The sequence below is a fragment of the Trichocoleus sp. DQ-A3 genome, assembly GCF_039961975.1.
In the GTDB taxonomy this organism is placed as follows: Bacteria; Cyanobacteriota; Cyanobacteriia; order Cyanobacteriales; family FACHB-T130; genus FACHB-T130.
In genome coordinates this window covers 599,300-618,432 of record NZ_JAMPKC010000002.1, presented here as the reverse complement: position 1 = coordinate 618,432, position 19,133 = coordinate 599,300, and the positions used below count along the sequence as shown (strand labels likewise).

Sequence of the window (19,133 nt, the reverse complement as noted above, 5' to 3'; positions counted from 1 at the left end):
ATCTGTAAGGGGTGTTGCCTATATTGACATAAGAGCAACCTGATTCTAGAAGCCAACTTAAAAACAGTGATTACTACTTCCCACCTCCCCGAATCCCTCGACGTTGCTTCGTCGGCGTTTGATGAAATCTACCTGGTTGATGTTGCAAAGCCAAGCTGTCATCCATCTGTCACTAGCAAAGAGAAGCGGCTGATTGATATCTTGGGAGGCGTCGTGGGGTTAGCGATCGCAGCGACAATTACAATTCCAGTTGCGATCGCAATGCAACTGGATAACCCAGGTCCTGTCTTTTACAGTCAGATTCGCTGCGGTTTGAATGGACGCAAGTTCCGCATCTGGAAATTCCGTTCGATGGTTGTTGGTGCAGAGAAGCTCAAGCATCTGGTCGATAACCAAGCGAAAGGGCATATTTTTAAAAACGAAAATGACCCCCGAATTACCCGCATCGGTAAGTTCTTACGTCGCACCAGCTTAGATGAATTCCCGCAGTTTTGGAACGTTCTAATGGGAGACATGAGCTTAGTAGGAACCCGTCCGCCGACCGTTGATGAAGTCATGCGCTACGATGCTCATCACTGGGAAAGATTGAATGTTAAGCCGGGAATTACTGGCGAGTGGCAAGCGAACGGTCGTTCTAGCGTCCAAGACTTTGAAGACATCGTCCGCATGGATATTGATTACCAGCAAAAGTGGTCTGTTGCTTACGACCTCAGCTTGATTTTCAAGACGGTGATGGCAGTTGTGAAGAAAAAAGGTGCTTGTTAAAAAGCGAATCGCGAATCGCTAACTGTAAACTTAGAATTTCAGGCTGTAGACTCTGGACCGAAACCGTCCGGAGTCTACAGTCTTTTTAACTTATCAGATCGATGCTTGTTATGACGCTACCCAACTGGATTACTTTATCTCGCTTACTGGCGTTGCCAGTTCTGCTTTATTGCCTGGACACCCCAACAACGGAAACTCGCACTGTGGGATTGGTAATTTTTCTGGTTGCGGCGGCTACCGATTGGTTGGATGGCTACTTGGCTCGTAAACTGAATCAAGTTACAGATTTGGGTAAATTTCTTGACCCGTTAGTTGATAAATTACTGGTGTTGGCTCCCCTATTGCCGCTCATTCAACTCGGTCAAGTACCGGCATGGGGCGTATTTCTAATTTTGGCAAGAGAGTTAGCGATCGCTGGTTGGCGCGTTAACAAAACGACCATTAGTGGAGCGAATATTTGGGGCAAGTTAAAAACAGTCAGTCAAATTATTGCGATCGCGCTTTTGATCGCACCCCTGCCTGTCTCTTGGGAAATTCCCGCCATAATTGCTTTCTGGATTTCCGTTGCCTTTACTTTGATTTCTGGAGTTATTTACCTTCTCCCCCAAAAAACCGAGCAACCCTCAGCGGTTAGCTAGTAGAGACACGATGAATCGTATCTCTACTACTAATCGCTCTTTTGGGTCTTCGGGTGTTTGTGATTGATTTAGCCTGCTTCTAGAATTTCGTTATCAATTGAGAAATCTATCTCGGCTTTGTTCCGACCAGAGGCAAGATAATCTTTCTGGAACGAGTTTTTTAGGCCAGAAATTAAGTCATATTCTGGTTGCCATCTTAGTTCAGTCTTGGCTTTATTTACTGAGGCGAAGAAGTGCTGAAGTCGGAAAGGAAAAGCTTTACGTTTGCCAAAGTCAAACTTTTTGGGTTCGTAGTGGAGAATTTGTAAATTCTCAGGGGACTTCCCGGCTGCAATCGCACAAGCACGCGCTAGACCATCAAAAGTAACATAGCGATCGCCCGACACATTATAAATCTGTCCCACTGCCTGAGAATTGCCCAGCACTGCTGCCATTGCTACCGCTAAGTCTTTCACATGACCGAGTTGGGTGAGATGGAAGCCATGTCCGGGCATCAGAATTGGGCGATCGCGCACAATCCGGTCGAAAAACCAAGCTTCCAGATCGTTATAATTCTGAGGGCCGTAAATATAGGTAGGACGAATCGACGTAAAAGGCACTTTCTGTTGTGCTAGGTAAGCTTCCGTTTCATGCTTACCTTTGTGACGACTTTTTGGATCGACGGCATCCCCTTCTACATGAGGCATCTGATCTGACTTTTGATACACACCCGCAGAACTCATGTAGATAAAATGCTGCACCCGATCCTTAAAAATTTCTACTAAAGGTTGGGTGTCGCTCAATTCCCGACCATTATTATCAAAAATTGCGTCAAATTTTTCTTGAGATAACTTTTCTTTTAGTTGCGAAGCATCCGTGCGATCGCCCTGAATTTGTTTGATACCTTCAACGGGCGCTGGTTTATTTCCCCGATTGAACAGCACCACTTCATGTCCTTGTTCCGCCAAAATTTTTGTTAGATAAACCCCGATAAAACGGGTTCCGCCCATGATTAAAATTCGCATTTTGATTAATTCTAATTATTTATATCTTTTGCGGATATTTTCCAAGACCGCCCTTCACAGTGAACTTCGTCCCCGATGATTTTAACTCCACCGCGAGCGATCGCAAATAGTTCTTGCCTTTCTTCATCGGTCAAGTAATCATCACCTTTAAGACCACTTGGGCGCTTTCGAGGATCGCCTCCTGCATCCAAGTAGCGCTGTCGAGATAAAGCAAAAAGTTCTTTTATTCTTGCATACTGTTGCTTTTCAATCTCAGTAGGTTTTGTCATCGTTCCGATACCCATTTGATAGGAACAATATCGCTATTTTGCAGGAGTCGAGCATAGGGTAAGACATTGCTAGGGGTTTCAATTACCCAAATTCCTGTGTCTTCATCATACACCGCATTGCTAAGTAGCTCTAAGGTATCTAAGGCGTTGAGAATTAGGTATTGTGCTTCGGATGGTTCCACCACTATTGAGTTCAATTTAACCTTGGCTATCTTACACGAAGGGACTGCATTAAGGGATTTTCGCTAACTCTTATGGGAGCGGTATCTTACCTCACCTTTTTTAAAGTCGCAGCTGAGTTACGGCGATTTTGCCGGAAAAGCAGACATCAACATCGCTACCAGGAGTGCGATCGCGTTTGGCATATTCTCCGACGTAGTAAAAATTATCGCCTTCAACGCGATAGTTAACTGGTAAGGGTTGCCGAGAAGGTTCGCAAAACACCACTTCCGGATCGGGATCTCCGGGTAACAAATGCGGCAAATTCACATTCCAAAACGTTCCCGGTTCAATGGTACGGTTGAGTAGATCGGCTAAAATTCCAGCCGTCCACCTCGCCGCCACATCCCAATCGACATTCAGTTTGCCTTTGCGATAGTGGGAAACGGCAATCCCCGGAACCCCATGAAAGGCTGCTTCGCGCACAGCAGCGACAGTCCCTGAAATGTAAACATCGGCTCCTAAGTTGCCACCGGCGTTGATGCCAGAAAGGACAAACTTGACAGTAGGGCAAAGATGCGTAAGCGCAATGCGAACGCAATCAGCGGGAGTACCCGCGATCGCATATTCAAAATCCGAGCGACGCCGTACATGAATCGCTTGAGTCGTCGTCACCTGATGACCGCATCCGGATAAATGGTCTTTAGGAGCCACAATCACCCCCTTGCCATTCATCGCCTTGTGCAGCGCTCGGATTCCAGGAGCGTCTATTCCGTCGTCGTTCGTTAAAATCAAAGTCATATATTTTTTTGCTGAGTCGGACGTAGCCTAGACGGTTTGCTCAAGCACCCATTGATTCAAATGTGAGAAGGCAACTAGATGGAATTGCATCACCAACCGATTCAGGAATCTTACACCGCCGAAAACCTCCTCCAACAGGTACTCTCACTGAGTGATGACCAGCTCAAGCAGGAGTATTTAAATTATCTGAAATGGACAGACCCCATAGTGCAGATGTTACAGCGCTTGGAGGAAAAAGCTCAGGTAGTGCGAGTCGTGAAGTTAGCCTTAGAAGTGGATTTGAGGTTAGGCGCACAGATGGCAGGAGCCGTTAAACCGGAGTTTCAAGCCGCAACCGTCGGTTTAGTTGCTTCTCTAGAAGTTCCTCAAGAGTTGAAATTTCAACTTTTAGGCATCACTGGCTCTGATAGTGCAATCCCCAGCCTACTCCCAGCGCTTCACCACCCTGACGCTAAGGTGCGTGAAAGTGCAGCTTATGGCTTAGCTTCCATCGGCACCGATGCAGTCGTGACAGCGCTGCTGGAAGTATTGAACGATGACGACTCTGGTGTTCGCTTGAGTGCAGCTTATGGATTAGGTTCTATCGGCACCGATGCCGCAGTGATGGGGTTGCGGCAAGCGTTGAACGATGAAGATTTTCAGGTGCGCGAGAGTGCAGCTTATGCCTTAGGCGCGATTGGTACCCAGGCAGCCGTAGGGGTGCTGCGGCAAGCATTGAACGATGAGGACTTTGATGTGCGTGGGAGAGCTGCCTACGCTTTAGGTCAAACCCCCACCGAGGAAGCAGTGTCGGCGCTACTGGAAGCTTTGAACGATGCAGATTTTCGGGTGCGTTACAATGCTGCCTATGCTTTAGGTCAAATTCCCACTCAGCAGGCGGTATCAGCGCTACTGCAAGCGTTAAATGATGAAAACTATCGGGTGCGTCAAAAAGCAGCCGAAGCATTAGGTTCGATTGGCACGCAAGAAACGGTGATGGCGCTACGGCAAGCGTTGAACGATGACGACTTTGATGTTCGCCGAAGAGCTGCCTATGCTTTAGGGAAAATTGGCAGCGAGGAGGCGGTGGCGACACTGTTGGAAGTGTTACAGGATCGAGATTATCGGGTACGCGAGAGGGCTGCATTCGGCTTAGGCCTTACCCGCAATCCATTGGCAGTATCGGGGCTGCTGAAGGCGCTGAAAGATGAAGATTATGAGGTTCGCAGTTGTGCTGCCTATGGGTTAGGTTTAGTCGGCTCTCCGGCGGCAATGTCAGGGTTGCTAGAAGCTTTAAAGGATCGTGACTTTTATGTTCGCAGGGGTGCTGCCTATGCTTTAAGGAAAATCGGCAGAAAGGGCATCGAGCCTGCGCCTGCCCAAGCGGCGGTAGCTGGGCTTTTAGAAGCTTTGGACGATGACGATTCGTGGGTGGGTTGGATGGCTGCCTATGCCCTGGGTTCTATGGGCAAGGAGGAAGGCGTAGCGGCGCTACTGAAAGCTTTAAACCATCCAAACTTTGATGTTCGAGAAAAAGCTGCTGAGGCTTTAGGGAAAATCGGCAGTGAAGTCAGCGTTGTGGGGCTGCGACAAGCGTTACATGATGAAGACTTTGGGGTTCGTCAAAGTGCTGCCGCTGCGTTAGAAAAAATAGGCTCCCCAGCAGCGGTAGCGGGACTTCTAGAGGCTTTGCACGATACCGACTATCGGGTGCGCGAAAATGCTGCCTCTGCTTTAGGTAGCACTGGCTGCCAGATTGCCGTAACCGGGCTGCTGGAGGCTTTGCACGATACCGACTATCGGGTGCGCGAGAAGGCTGCGGAGGCTTTAGGGGAAATCGGTTCTCCGGCTGCGGTGGTGGGGCTGTTGGGGGCGTTGAACGATGAAGACGCGACTGTGGGTGGAAGCGCTGCTTGGGCATTAGGTCAAATCGGCACTCCAGGGGCGGTAGCAGCACTGCGACAAGCTCTCAACCACCCAGACGCTAGCGTTCGAGGGAGTGCTGCTTGGGCATTAGGTCAAATCAATAGCCCGTCGGCTGTAGGGGCGCTCAGGCAAGCTGTTAACCACGAAGACGTTAGCGTTCGGGAGAAGGCTGCCTATAGTCTAGGGAAAATCGGCAGCGCTGGAGCATTGCCTTATCTGCGCCAGATGCTCTTAAAATCCGAGAATAGCGTTGCTCTTAGCACGATCCTTGATGCGATCGCTGCCATTCAAGAGCGGTGCGGTTACTACAATTATGCGATCGCCTAGTCTTGGACTCAATTCGCCAAAAAGAAGCATTTTTAATTCAAAAATTAGTAGAAATTGCCTCTACGGGACAGGTGGGAATGCACTGTTCGCAGACAATACAGCGCGATCGCGTAAAATTAAGCCGAAATGTCTGCGGTTCTAACGTCAAAGCTTCTGTGGGACAAACGCCAGTGCATAACCCGCAGTGAACGCAAACGTCTTCATCGATCGCGATCTCGCGACTGGCAAAAGAAACGCTAATATCTTGCGATCGCATCCATTCGATTCCCGCATCTATTGCATCAATATCGCCCAAAAGTTCCACCACTAGCTTCCCAATTTGATTGGGTGCCACTTGGGCACGAATAATATTCGCTGCTACATTAAAATCCTTCGCCAGTCGATAAGTCACTGGCATCTGAATCGCTCGTTTGGGAAAAGTCAACGTTACTCGTTTTTTCACGGCAAAGGTAGCTCTGGAGGGAGTTGGTACACTAAAGGTAGCTCATCTATAACAATCGTGAAAAAATCTTCGATGGCTGTGAATTCACCTGAATCAACTGCAACCTCTCAGCCGCCGTCGCCAGGAACCGGCGCGAAACGTGTCACAAACTTCTTGATTGCTTTAGTAGCGATTGTCCTCAGCGTTTTTCTATTCTTGGGACTGCAAACTGAGACAAGTTCAGTTTCCCTGGACACCCAAGCTGAGCAATCTACACCGTTAGAAGTGGCTTTGAGCAATGGCAAGCCGACGTTGATGGAATTTTATGCGAACTGGTGTACCAGCTGTCAGGCAATGGCAAAGGATCTGGGCGAACTGAAAGAGCAGTATGCTGATTCGATGAATTTTGTCATGCTAAATGTGGATAACAATAAGTGGTTGCCAGAGATGACGCGCTACCGCGTTGATGGGATTCCCCATTTTGTCTATTTCGGCAATAACGGAGACGCGATCGCTCAAACGATTGGTGAGGTGCCTCGTCCCGTCATGCAGGCAAACATTGACGCCCTTGTTGCTTCTGTACCTCTGCCTTACGCCCAAGCTGGGGGACAGGTTTCTGCCTTCCAATCACCCGTTACACCCGCCAAAGTTAGTCAGGATGATCCTCGCAGCCACGGTAGCCAAGTAAAAAGCAATTAAGAATTACGAGAACAGTCGCTGTTAGAAGATTTTTGGGGTTTGCACTGATCAATCAGAAATCCATCCTGGTGATATCTGATTGCTGAAGGTAACGCCAAAAATGACGCCCACTCAAGGGTTTTGGACAGGGTTTCTCTAGTTGTATATCTCTTGTCTAGTCTTGAGCAGATGCCCGATCACATACAGCCACAGCCGCAGCCGTTGTTCGTACTATCATTACTACCACTACTACCACCACCACTGTTATTGCCGCGACTTCCGAACAGGGAAAAAATGAGGAATATTGGTAGCCACCACCAAAACGATCCTGAAGATTTTTCCGAAGTAGGACGATCTTTGTTCTTAGGAGTTGGAGTTGGAGTCTTGCGAGGTAGCGGAGAATTTTCGCTTGTTTGAGCCAGTGCTAATTCAGAGCTTGTAGAGTGAGTTGCCTGGGTAGAAATCCCTGCTATCAGTAGCGTAGAGCTGCTGATAGTTAGAACTAATATAAAGGACAATAGAGCGATCGCTAGGAATTGCCCCAAAGGCAAGCGAGGGAGATCAATAGAGGGCAACCAAGCCAGAGTAAAAGATGGTTTGGGTACGAGCCAATACCGATGAGTGTTGACTTGTTTGCACTGGATGTCTTTCCCAAATCGGGTATCGGGTGGCGACCAGATATCGCTAGGAGGTTGCTGTCCAAAGAGTTTTTCGTAGCTAATCAGCGTCTCGTTATAGCACCTGTAAAAATTATCCTGTTCGCTGGAACCGCCCTTCGTTGGGTGATGGTGCAATGGTTTTTTTAAAACTTTGTTACAAAACTCATCCCAGTAGGAATGAGTGTAAGTTAAGTGCAAATGCCAAACTCGATCTACTTGCTCGGAAGGCGTGACAGGATGCCCAATTACAACAGCAAGAAAGATAAATTTTTTGTATTCGTTAATGGCACGCTGAGTATATTGAACTGTCCAACCGTTTTCTCTTGCTAACCTTTGACTAAAGGGAAAAGCAGACTCCGGATCGTCAAGGGGGAATTCTTGAATACTTTGGTAAAGTTCTGCCTGCTGCGCCTTCATTTATGACTCCTTTGTGTTTTTGAATTATCGATTTACTTTTTATTTTTGTTAATCAATAAAATCCAAAATTCCAAGTTCGCGATATTTTTTAACTGACGAAGAGTTAGAAATGATTTAATCTGAATTCGACACTTGAGACTTTTGCTAAATGGTGACTTGCTGCTTTTCAGTCAAACACATGGCAACTCCTTTTTCATAGTAGGCTGCTTCATTGATAAAGACTGGATAAACTGTTGATTCACCTTCATAGGCGATCGCTTGACCATCAAACGTTAAAAACATGAGATCGCCGGGATGAAGCGCTTCATAATCTCTAAATTGAAGCTGGGGATGAATCATTGCCTGAATCTCTCCAAACTCATTCCTGGGATAGTCTATTGTCTGGATGCTGTGATAAATGGTGAGCGTATCTTTTACAAGAGGCGGCGTTCCCTGATTGTAGGCTTCCGTGTAGTCTAAAATTGCCTGGACAAGTTCCTCAGTTTGCTGAAATAAAGTTGCATCTAATACCCCTTGAGCCACCGCACCGACTTCAACTGTGCAGCCGAATTCACAAATTGAGTCCAGATGAGGGGTGCCTTGATTTCTGGTTGTCGAATAAAGTACCTTCACTTTTGAATGAAAAGATGTGAGATAAGCGGCTAGTTGAAGGTTAAAAGGATGCTTGCTAGCGAGAATAATTGTTAGCTCCATGCTTGCTGTACTGCTGTGTAAATCAACAACCAAATCTGCCTGATGGCTCCCTCCAGAGCCAAATTTTCCATAAATCTCCTTGGCTCGTTGCGCTTCGTAACTAGAAAGGCTCGAATTCTCCAAATCCTTGCGAAGAAAACAGCGATTAAGGTCGGTATCAACATACCGTTTCCCAATTTCATAAGCTTTGGGATTTGCTAACAACGTAAGACTTTCAAAGCTAGGTCGCTGAATTAAGTTGGGCGATCGCTCGAATTTCTTCACTAAGTAAATTCCGGTGAGTTCGTTTCCGTGCGTTCCCCCCACAATGGCAACACGCTCGATCTTCTTCATAAAATAATGGCTCTCTATACCTATTTACAACACTATCTATTAACTTAGATGTGTTGAGGTTGATAACGTCTTTCCATCTAGATTAACGAAGGGTTTACTAGATGTCTAATACTTTCTTGACTAGGCAACTATATTCCAAAGATATAGTATTTAAAAACTGATATAAATTTGACATTTTCATCCCTATCTTGCCAAGATTAGAGCAAAGATATAGTGGTGAAGAACGAATGGAGCTTCGGCATTTGCATTACTTCATCGCGGTTGCAGAGGAGTTAAACTTCTCTCGTGCTGCTGCTCGTCTGCATATCGCGCAACCTCCTTTAAGCAAACAAATTCACGATCTCGAAGACGATCTGGGAGTGCAACTGTTTGATCGCACCCAGCGACCGCTCCAGTTAACCCTCGCTGGAAGAGTCTTTTTAGACGAAGCTCGAAGCGCGATCGCTAGCGTAGATCGTGCGGTCAACATGGCGCAACGTGCTAGTCGTGGAGAAATCGGGCGATTGGTAATCGGCTTTACTAGCTCAATGGCAAACAGCTTTTTGCCAGACATTCTGCGAGTTTATCTTGAACGTTTTCCGCTTGTGGAACTCGTCTGGCGAGAGTTAGCAACTTCCTTCCAATTGCAAGCACTGCGCGATCGCCATCTGGATGTTGGCTTTTTCCATTTGCCGTCCTGGATGCAAGAAGAAGTTGATTTAGCCTGGATGACGATTTGCCATGAGTCTTTAATTGTCGCTTTACCAGAGACTCATCCACTGGCGAGCCAACCTCAAGTTTCCTTAAAAGCACTGGCACAGGAAGTGTTCATCCTTCCTTCTCGTCAATTCTCTCCAGTCTTATCTGAACAGCTCGAACATCTGTGCCAACAATCGGGTATTTCCCCCGTTGTCATCCAAGAAGGAACGCTGATGCTAACAATACTCGGCTTAGTCGCTGGTGGGGTTGGAGTTGCCTTGCTCCCTGCTAATGTCCAAAATCTTCAACGCAAGGGTGTCTTATACAAAAACATCGCTGAACCAACACCAACTGTCCCAATGGCGGCTGTATGGCGACAGGACGATGCTTCAGCGACTTTGCGCGAGTTCTTGGAAGTGACAAAAGCGATCGCGCAGACTAACTCAAAAGCGTCTTAATCAAAACATAAAAACGCCTATACGCGATCGCTTGCCTCCACAGTTTAAGGCATACCGATAGAGACAGCCCAGAGGCTTTTTACGGCAAAGTTCTTTAAAATGCCAGCCCCTGGTACCAAAAATGTTTAGACTATCCTAAAAAAGAGGTTTTGGACAATAGTTCCAGTATTGTGCAGGCATCGATAACCCCTGTAGTTTCAAGTTTTGCAGCCGGTACAAAAAGCCAGCACCAATCATTATGTGATCCGCAACATCAACTACACGACGATTATTCGCTTGAGCCAGATAAGAACCCTTCACCCATTCATTAAACGATCCCATTGAGGGGCCACACCAGATTTGATAATCCATTTCACGACCTTTCTCACCCGCATTAGACCAACGGGAGGACAAGCCCAAATACGAGCGGAAAATCAGAGCCATTTTACGTTTAGGATTGTTATCTGCTCTGGTTATTTGATCCGGGTCGCGTTGAGAAAAATAAGCAACCGTATCTTCCCAAACTGACTCTAGACTCTTCCTGAAGATTTCTTTTTCTAATTTCTCTCTTTCCACAAGCGGAATTTCTTCAATTGAGTCATAGTTCTTGTAGAAATCAAAGAGTTTTTGCGCCCGCATTGGGAAGAGACTGCCACGTTTCAGGACTTGCAATTTCACCCCCATTTCAAACATATCCGCCGCTGGTGCCATACTCACATCAGCCATAGCCGCTTGAGCTAGCAAGTTTTTGGTATGAGTAGAAGCTCCAGCTTCAAGACAGGATTGGTTAATGGAGCCTGTCACCACATAAGCGGCTCCCATCATAAATGCCCCTAATGCTGACTGCGGTGTACCAATTCCTCCAGCCGCTCCAACTCTAACAGGTTGTTCGTAACCATATTTTTCCTGAATTTCATCCCTAAGAGCCAGAATCGAAGGTAGGAGACAAACTAGGGGACGATTATCTGTATGACCGCCAGAATCGGCTTCTACAGTGATATCGTCAGCCATTGGAATTTTTTCAGCCAAGGAAGCTTGCAACTCAGTAATTAGCCCTTGAGCAACCAATTGCTTGAGCATTTTAGTGGGTGCTGGTTGCAAAAATTTAGTTGCAACTTCTGTCCTAGAAACTTTGGCAATGATTTTGTTTTTGATTTCGATTTGATTCGCCGAATTGAGACTAAGTCCAGCCGCTCGATAATAGACAATGTTGGGTGTCAAATCGAGAAACGCTGAAGCCTCAACGGTAGTGACGCCGTATTTGAGATATAAATTGATTGCACCCCGCTCGATTGCAGCTTCGCTAGGACTGTGGATCAAATTAAATGCATAAGGCCCTTCTGGAAGTGCTTGCTGAATGCGGTGAATAGCAGTTTCAATGCGAGAAGGAACTAAGCCAGCGGCACCAAAGGCACTGAGAATTTTCTCTTTACCAAGGGCAATTACCATTTCTTCGGAGGCAATGCCATTCGCCATTGACCCCGTACTATAAGCATATTTTACCCCGTGAAAAGTCAGGAAACTGGGGTCTCCCAACTGTTGAGGAACTAGCGGTGGCACTGCTGTCAAAGTTTCCACGGATTCAGTTTTGCCGTTATTAGCATCCCCTAAATAACCTTCGTTCGTGACCCCAATTTGGCCTTGCTTGCTAACGATGTAACAGGGTTTATCTAAATTCAGCAGTTTAGTCTTGATACCTTCTTCATCAAAAGCTACAGAATTTAAAGAACCCTGCCAGACTGGATTTTGATTGTTCGGATTTCCTGAGAAACGAAGACCATTTTTGTTTTGCGTTAAAGGTATTGCCAACATAGTTTCTTTTTCCAATTCAAGCCAATAACAGATTGTAGATTGTCGGTTGGGTTGACTCCCCAAATTCCTCCCTTAGGAGAAGAGGGGCTTCCGGACTCCCCTTCCCTACTAGGGAAGGGAGCTGGGGGTTAGGTTCTTAATTCACCAACAGTACTAACTGAACCATAGTGTGAGTTTGATAGATTTTAATCAGACTCAACTAAACAAAGAGCGATGTCTTTAACTTCATAGATTCTCAGGTTGGGTTTCCACAAACTGGCATCACCGATTAAGGTAACTTTGTTTGGAGTAATATCCACTTTGGAAATATGAACCTCTAAATACATCTCGGTATGACCATGAGGAATTTGTCCGCGATATTTCCAAACGATTAGATGGTCGATGGCTTGGACAAAACGGGGAGATTTGAATTGTTTACCAAGATCGTTCTGCAAGGCATAGACTTGCATCGCTTGCAAAATCCCCTCAATTCCTAATGAACCAGGCATGACCGGGTCAAGGTAAAAATGACACTTGAAATACCAGTCATTCGGCTTTACCTCTTTTCGGGCATAGATGTAGCCTTGCTGATAGTTCCCTCCTCCTTGAATAATGCGTACTTCATTCAGGAGGTCTAACTGATACTGAGCAAGCCGATAATGGGGTCGAGCCTGATTAAGGCGATAAAACTTGGCTCTACTTTCCGGACTCCTTAAGTCGATTTTTGCTTTCGCGAGTCCGGTGGTATTTTCCGTTTCGTACCAGGGTGGAACATCCTTACCGCGATCCAGTCCTACCTGATTTGCTAAAGATTGGGGGCTAAAATGACCAAATGCGGCAGTTCCTTCATAAAACGGTTCGCCATCGCAAACCATTTGAAAATCAAAACTCTGAATAATCACTCCCTGGATATTGGATGAAGACAGTAACCGGGCTGTATTCGTAATCGTCTTTCCTCGAATATCTATATCCTTGAGAAGGCGACCCTGTCCATCAAGATTGCGGAAGTACAAGTCTTGATTTGGATACAACAAAGTAGTTCCTAAATAAGCAGAGAGAAAACCACAGGGTTGCAGAGCTATCTCCATTAAAATTGAGTACGGTATTGTCGGAGAGGAGTTTTGGCGATAATACCAAGGCTCTGTGGGAACGTCGTATTCAGTAACAATACTGGAATTTTTTGTTAGTTCATGGCGTTTACCATTCACTTCCAAAACGCGATGCACCAAATTGAGATGAGTATTGGGCATCCGCGAAGCTTTGACGCCACCGTTGTCATAAATCTCGAATTCTGGGCCAAAACACTTAGCAACCGAACCCAGACAAAATTCGTTGACTTGATCTTCATTTAATAAGGCTGGTTTCCGGGGTAATCCTGCCTTTTGTTGAGAGTTGTTTATCGCTTGTTCAACAGAAATTGAATGATTAGGGTTCTTTTCAGATAGCTGCAAGCCTAGGTCTTGGAAGTGAACAACAATTTTGCCGTTCAGGATGACTTCAACATTACATTTTGCATAAGGTTTTGGTGTAATGCCAATTTCAGTGATTTCCATCCGATAGATTAATTTGCCCGAAATGGGAGTCACCTGTCCGCGACAACGGACGACCTGTGGCAAACCGGGAATCGGTTGAAATCTAGCATCAACCGTGTAGGTTTGCAATCCTAAATAGAGAAGATAGAATTGCAAGAGTTGACCGCACCCTTCTGCCATCAGGGAACCAGCCATCACCTGATCGTCTTTGAAGTGGCAGGGGAAATACCAATGATCTGGGTCAAGAAATTTTTCGCCGATAATTAGACCTAAACCCCAAGCCCCTCCTGTCGGTTCTACTGATGTGATGCGGTCGATCATGAGCATTGCCTTCGGGGGCAAGCGCAGGGAGGGATTTAAGCCATCTTGCCAATAATGGTCTCCTAAGCAGGCAGCAATATTACCCTCGGTGAGGGATAACATATCTGACTCATCTAGGCTTGATTTTTGACAGATTAGCAGAGGCTCAAACTTTTGCTTTGGAATCTTGCTTCGCGCTTCAAGTTCTTTATCGGAAACAATAATTCCCTTACCATTTTCGAGTTGTTCGTCGGAAAAGAATCCGGCACAGCCTCCGTCCATTTTGAGGATCATTTTATCCCCAACAAAGCACTCGTAACTAAAGAAAAATAGTAGGTTATCTCCGCTTCGCACAAAAGAATTTATGCGGATGTCATAACGCAGGGTTTGTCCTTCTTTGGGTAAATCATCTAGAAACGTTAGGGTGCAATCAAGCAAGCGATAAACTAGGTCGCCTTTATTCTCAAAATCAATTCCTAGGTAGCTGATTAATAATAAATCGCATTGACCAGATTCTACACTGATTGCCCAAGGAGCTTGACCATCAACAGCGTACCAGGCATTCTGTGGAATATCGTATTCGGTTGTAATTGAAGAGGGTTTAAAGCTATTTATTTCCCCATCGAGTTTAGTAACCCTGCTCACCAAGAGATAGGGCGGAACTGGCAGCCGCACTCGCCGGGAATAGGAATCGATAATTTCATAGTCTTTACCGAAGACACGGGAAATTTTCCCTTCAGCAAATTCTAGTAAATCTGCTTCATCCCAAACAATATTAGAAGGCTTTGTGTAACTATTGCGCTGAGGATCTGAAGTTGCAGGGGCTATCTGACCATTGCTCTGAGCTGATATATTTTGATTCAATAATTGTTCGGCTACAGCTATTTGTAGCTGAAATATCTTCATCATTTGGTTTTGATGATTAGTTGTCTGTTGGGGTTCTTTTGCTATTGTCATGGCTTTTGCTTTATTACCTCTTGTTATCTCTTTTCGGAAAATCTCACAATTTTCAGCGGTCAAAATTTTAGAATAAATTCGGCTTCCACCCAAAGTAACTTTTTTAACAATTGATTGACGTTGGATAGATTTTTCTGGCACTTGAGAATAAAGTGGGGACAAATCCACAGAGACACCGTGACTCACAAGTTTTGCTAAAACCCTGACCACTCCAGTATGGTCATCAACGCCTTTGGTATTGATGGATATGGCAATATGCTCTTGTTGCTTAAGCGTTTCGCTAATCCATCGAGAACAATTGTTTCCTGCGCCTACCTCAATAAAGATTCTGACACCAGCTTCGTAGACACGATGAATAATTCTAGGGAAATCAACCGTTATACAGCAGATTTTGGCGGCGTTATGGGCCAGAGAATTAGTATCTAGCTTAATCGGAGCGTAATTTACTCCAGAATAAAACTGAATATCGGGTAGATTTTGGATGGGAATTGTGTGTAATTCAACCAATCCCTCATACTCAGTATTTGTTGGTTCGCAGTGCAATACACTGTCAAAATTGATGGGGAAATATTTGCACTTGAGAGTTTCAATCACTCTTAAGCAAGCTTGCGGATCTCCACCAATTACTACTTCTTCTGGAGTATTGATAAATGACAGATAAAGACGTTCTTCCTGCTTTAGGACTTCCTTAACTGTCGATACGGGCGCTTTGAGAACATAGGAAATCCAAAATTTTTCCGAGCGATCGCTTTCTGGCAAACCCCAAAACCTACGTCCCGCTAAACAGGGACCGCATAAATCAGTTCTAAATAGAGGAGAGGACACTAAAGCTTCGCTTAATTTCCCATCATCGCGCCAAATGTCAAGGGCAAACAGCATACTGCTAGCTTCACCCAAGCTATACCCAAATGCAACTTGGGGTTGGACTTGGAAATACTGTCTGAGAATGAGGCTATATAGCACTGCCAAACTGATTCCGGTTTGGCACATTGCTACTCCGTCACCCAAAAATTCTGCCTGTTTCTCTGCTTGTGCTTGACTGGAAAGTTTTTCTAAACTTCTGGGATAATGAAGTTTCTCGTGCATGACCTGACCTGGATAGGGAGTCAGAGCCGAGAAGCTATCGTAAACTTTAGGAAATAGCTGGAAAATGTCCCGTCCTAGTCCGAGAGCAGAACTAGCCATACCTGGGTAAACAAAGGCAAGTTTACCCTCTTTTCCTAAAGGTTTCGGTGTGAAATAACTGCCAAGTGGTGTTTTCCATTCTCCGCCCGTTTCAAAGCTTTTTTTGATACCTGCGATCGCTAAGTGGATTTCCCGCAGGATTTCCTGTTTATGAGAACCGACAATCGCTAGGGTATAAGTCGCCTGGGGCGATTTCCCAAAAGCTGTAAAGGTCTGTGTTGCTGCAACGGATAGATCTTCACCCGTTTCAATCAGATTTTGGAGCGAATGCAAGCGTTCGAGCAACGCAGATTGATGATTAGCGGTGAGGGGAAATAAATAGAAGGGCGTTTGTTCCAGATACTTCCTAGGACGCTCTTTTTGGCTCAATTCTTCCGAGAGGATGATGTGAGAATAAGTACCATCTATGCCTAAGCCGTTAATTGCAGCCACTCTTTTGGACGCTTCGGGTTCCAAGAACCAAGTTCTCGATTCGGTGGTGACGTAGAAGGGACTTCCTTGCCACATCTGAGGCAGTTTCGGTCTAGACCACTGGGGAGTCGCAGGAATATACCGATGAAACAGGCAGAGGACAGTTTTGATTAAACTCGCCATCCCGGAAGCGGTATAAGTATGACCGATGTTGGCTTTGACGCTTCCCAGGCAACAACTCAAACTCGCTTGGGAAGTTTGATAGGCAGAAAGTAAACCTTTGATTTCGGCTTCATCTTCTGAGGCGACGCCACTGCCAAAAACTTCCAGATACCCGATGTCTGTAGGGTGAATACCTGCTAAATCGAACGCCTGCTGACAAGCTTGTGTGAGCATGCGATCGCTCGTCGATTGATGATTGGCATTATCCTGAATTAAGCTGATGGCATCAATAACGGCATAAATTCGGTCTTGCTCTTGTTTGGCTGTTTCGTGCCGCTTTAAAATGACGGCACCTGCACCTTCTCCGACCATCCAGCCATTCGCGTTTTCATCAAAGCTTAAGGTGGGAATCCCTTGATTAATCGGTGCTAACTGCTGGCGGAATAATACGTTTTCCAATCCACCAGAGAGATCGACAGCGCCGACGACAACAGCATCAACTTCTCCATTAGAGAGCAGGAGTTGAGCGACTTCTAAAGCTTTAAAAACCGAATTTTCTTCGGCAGAAATGGTGAAGGAGGGACCAGTGAAATCCCACTGGGCGGAAATGCGACTAGCCATCACATTGCCGATGAAGCTAGTGTATCGGTTGACTTGCGCCGGAGGATGCAAGCTATCTTTGGCAATAGTTTCCAGTTCGGCAAGTTTTTCGGGAGACAAAGAAATATTTGCTTGTTCCAAGCTCTCTTTGATTTGCCAAGATAAATCGCATCGACCGCGATACTGGTGCAAGGAGAGTTCTGTCCCCATCGCCACAATCACGGCGACATTTCCCCCTTGCGCTAGTTTTGCATCTTTGATAGCGTTGTCCGCCACCTTGAGCATCAATAGCTGTTGAGGAATCAGTTGATCTTCGTCGCGGGGCGGGATTTTGAAATTGAGAAAATCGAGTTCAAAATCTTGAATGTAGGCTCCCAGAGGCGCTTCACCGTTTGCCAAGCCATATTCTTTGAGTAATTGGGGTTGCTCTTCGATACCTTGCCAGCGCTGAGGCGGAAGGGGGATAAAATGCTGCGTTCCCTCATAAATCGTGCGCTCGAAGGCATCTAAACTTTTACAGGAGCCAAAGAAGGCATCCATGCCGACGATCGCTAATGAGTGTTGAGTGTTGAGTGTTGAGTGTTGAGTGTTGAGTTGAGGATTGGGAATTGGGGATTGGGAATCCTCACCTTCTCCAGCCGTTGCCTCTGAAGATTCTAAAATCAAATGAGCATTAGTACCACCAAAACCAAAAGCATTGATGGCGGCACGTTTTGTCGGTTGTTTTTGAGGCCAAGGTGTCGGGGAAGTGACCATCTGCTCAGCAGCGATCGCGCCTTTTTCTGAACGGAGGGGGTCAATTACGTCGATTGTCGCCGGGATGATCTCTTCACCCATGCTCAAAATCACTTTGATGAGACCCGCGATCCCCGCAGCCGTCAACAAGTGACCAAAATTGGATTTGACAGAACCAATCAGAGGTACCGTTTGATGCTTACCGAAGAAGGTTTCCATCGAGTTGAGTTCGGTGATATCTCCGACAGGAGTACCCGTGGCATGACACTCGATGTAATCGATACTGTTGGGATGTATTCCGGCTTCGGTATATGCCCGTTCAAAGGCTAAGATTTGCCCTTTGGGATTAGGACTGAGGACAAATTTCCCTTTGCCGTCATTCGATAAGCCAACGCCGCAGATTGTGGCGTAGATGCGATCGCCATCTCGCAGCGCATCGCTATATCGTTTCAGGACAACCATTCCGGCTCCTTCTCCAGCTACGAGTCCTCCGGATGACTTATCAAAAGGACGCGATATCCCATCTTCTGGATAAGCGTGGAAAATGGAAAATCCCATATTGATGAAGAACGGATCGGCGCAACTCACCGCACCCGCTAACATCAGGTCAGCTTTGCCGGATAACAGATAGTGACAAGCTAATTTAACTGCATACAGCGATGTCGCACAGGCTGCATCCAGAGATAAATTAATTCCAGATAAAGACAGCGCTTGAGCAATGACTGCTGCCGGATACCCAGCTAACATTCCATTTAAAAGAGATCCATCAGAAGGTGGTTTTTTTAGTTGGAAAGATTCTTCTTGTAAAAGTTGCTGAAGGGCTGAATCAAGAAACTTTTGATAGATTGGTGCAAAAAAACGATGGGAAAAGCGGGTAGGAAAAGAAAGATTCCCCAGAATCACGCCGCATTTTTCCAGAACTGATTGATTTCCTAAATAACCGCTATCTTTTAATGCTTGTTTTGAGACGTATAAAGACCATTGATAAATTTCATCTAAGCTTTTCAGTAACTCAGGAGCCATCTGATACTCGCTGGTATCTAACTGAAAATCTCGAATATACCCTCCCTTTAAACAATAGTATTTATCTAGCTTCCCTTTATCTGTCGAATAAAACTTTTGGGGGTCTACTCCCATTTGTTCGACTGTTGCTAAGCTTTTAAAATCTTTTTTAGCAATTAAATTCTGCCAATATTGCTCAGGACTTTCTGCACCTGGGAATAAGCTAGATAAACCGATGATTGCAATTTTTTCCATTCAATATTCCTAAAAGATT

The 19,133-nt window shown here is 45.8% G+C and carries 14 protein-coding genes; 5 read left to right on the top strand and 9 right to left on the bottom strand.

The genetic code is table 11. The features are described from left to right. Nucleotides 1-126 precede the first annotated feature (126 nt). Entirely contained in the window at nucleotides 127-765 is a 639-nt protein-coding gene (locus tag NDI44_RS05945) for a sugar transferase (protein ID WP_347276560.1), read from the top strand. Nucleotides 766-875: 110 nt separating this feature from the next. Further along, nucleotides 876-1,403, top strand: a complete 528-nt coding sequence (gene pgsA / locus NDI44_RS05940) for a CDP-diacylglycerol--glycerol-3-phosphate 3-phosphatidyltransferase (RefSeq protein ID WP_190412894.1) — start codon at nucleotides 876-878, stop codon at nucleotides 1,401-1,403. Between the two features lie 68 nt (nucleotides 1,404-1,471). Here the strand turns inward: pgsA and NDI44_RS05935 are convergent, their stop codons facing one another. The 4 genes from NDI44_RS05935 to surE all read right to left on the bottom strand — a co-directional run bounded on the left by NDI44_RS05935 (nucleotide 1,472) and on the right by surE (nucleotide 3,636). Continuing rightward, nucleotides 1,472-2,407, bottom strand: a complete 936-nt coding sequence (locus NDI44_RS05935; RefSeq protein WP_190412780.1) for an NAD-dependent epimerase/dehydratase family protein — start codon at nucleotides 2,405-2,407, stop codon at nucleotides 1,472-1,474. Between the two features lie 11 nt (nucleotides 2,408-2,418). Further along, the gene (locus NDI44_RS05930) at nucleotides 2,419-2,676 is read right to left on the bottom strand and encodes a hypothetical protein (RefSeq protein ID WP_190412779.1); all 258 of its coding nucleotides are present in this window, start codon (nucleotides 2,674-2,676) and stop codon (nucleotides 2,419-2,421) included. Beyond that, nucleotides 2,673-2,861: a hypothetical protein gene (locus NDI44_RS05925; RefSeq protein WP_242030430.1), complete on the bottom strand. Its 189-nt coding sequence runs from the start codon at nucleotides 2,859-2,861 to the stop codon at nucleotides 2,673-2,675. The genes NDI44_RS05930 and NDI44_RS05925 overlap by 4 nt, the downstream gene beginning before the upstream one ends. 97 nt (nucleotides 2,862-2,958) lie before the next feature. Beyond that, nucleotides 2,959-3,636, bottom strand: coding sequence for a 5'/3'-nucleotidase SurE (surE, locus tag NDI44_RS05920; RefSeq protein ID WP_190412778.1), 678 nt, complete (start codon nucleotides 3,634-3,636; stop codon nucleotides 2,959-2,961). Between the two features lie 78 nt (nucleotides 3,637-3,714). Here surE and NDI44_RS05915 point away from each other — a divergent pair, with 78 nt between their 5' ends. After that, nucleotides 3,715-5,868, top strand: coding sequence for a HEAT repeat domain-containing protein (locus NDI44_RS05915; protein ID WP_190412777.1), 2,154 nt, complete (start codon nucleotides 3,715-3,717; stop codon nucleotides 5,866-5,868). 37 nt (nucleotides 5,869-5,905) lie between these two features. On the opposite strand, the gene NDI44_RS05910 is transcribed toward NDI44_RS05915, so the two are convergent. Further along, nucleotides 5,906-6,310, bottom strand: coding sequence for an NIL domain-containing protein (locus tag NDI44_RS05910; protein WP_190412776.1), 405 nt, complete (start codon nucleotides 6,308-6,310; stop codon nucleotides 5,906-5,908). Between the two features lie 72 nt (nucleotides 6,311-6,382). On the opposite strand from NDI44_RS05910, the gene NDI44_RS05905 reads away from it, so the two are divergent. Beyond that, nucleotides 6,383-6,988: a thioredoxin family protein gene (locus tag NDI44_RS05905; RefSeq protein ID WP_190412892.1), complete on the top strand. Its 606-nt coding sequence runs from the start codon at nucleotides 6,383-6,385 to the stop codon at nucleotides 6,986-6,988. 176 nt (nucleotides 6,989-7,164) lie between these two features. On the opposite strand, the gene NDI44_RS05900 is transcribed toward NDI44_RS05905, so the two are convergent. Together NDI44_RS05900 and NDI44_RS05895 are read right to left on the bottom strand one after the other, a co-directional pair. Then, nucleotides 7,165-8,043 carry a hypothetical protein gene (locus tag NDI44_RS05900; protein ID WP_190412775.1) on the bottom strand — a complete coding sequence of 293 codons (879 nt, stop codon included), beginning with the start codon at nucleotides 8,041-8,043 and terminating at the stop codon, nucleotides 7,165-7,167. Between the two features lie 144 nt (nucleotides 8,044-8,187). Further along, a complete protein-coding gene (locus NDI44_RS05895) occupies nucleotides 8,188-9,069 on the bottom strand; it encodes an aspartoacylase (RefSeq protein WP_190412774.1) in 882 nt (293 codons plus the stop codon). A gap of 227 nt (nucleotides 9,070-9,296) precedes the next feature. Between NDI44_RS05895 and NDI44_RS05890 the strand changes: the two genes are divergently transcribed. Beyond that, the gene (locus tag NDI44_RS05890) at nucleotides 9,297-10,205 is read left to right on the top strand and encodes a LysR substrate-binding domain-containing protein (protein ID WP_190412773.1); all 909 of its coding nucleotides are present in this window, start codon (nucleotides 9,297-9,299) and stop codon (nucleotides 10,203-10,205) included. Nucleotides 10,206-10,340: 135 nt separating this feature from the next. Here NDI44_RS05890 and NDI44_RS05885 read toward each other — a convergent pair whose 3' ends face one another. After that, nucleotides 10,341-11,996, bottom strand: a complete 1,656-nt coding sequence (locus NDI44_RS05885; protein ID WP_190412772.1) for a PfaD family polyunsaturated fatty acid/polyketide biosynthesis protein — start codon at nucleotides 11,994-11,996, stop codon at nucleotides 10,341-10,343. A 185-nt stretch (nucleotides 11,997-12,181) separates the two neighbouring features. Further along, nucleotides 12,182-19,114: a PfaB family protein gene (locus NDI44_RS05880; protein WP_190412771.1), complete on the bottom strand. Its 6,933-nt coding sequence runs from the start codon at nucleotides 19,112-19,114 to the stop codon at nucleotides 12,182-12,184. Nucleotides 19,115-19,133 lie beyond the last annotated feature (19 nt).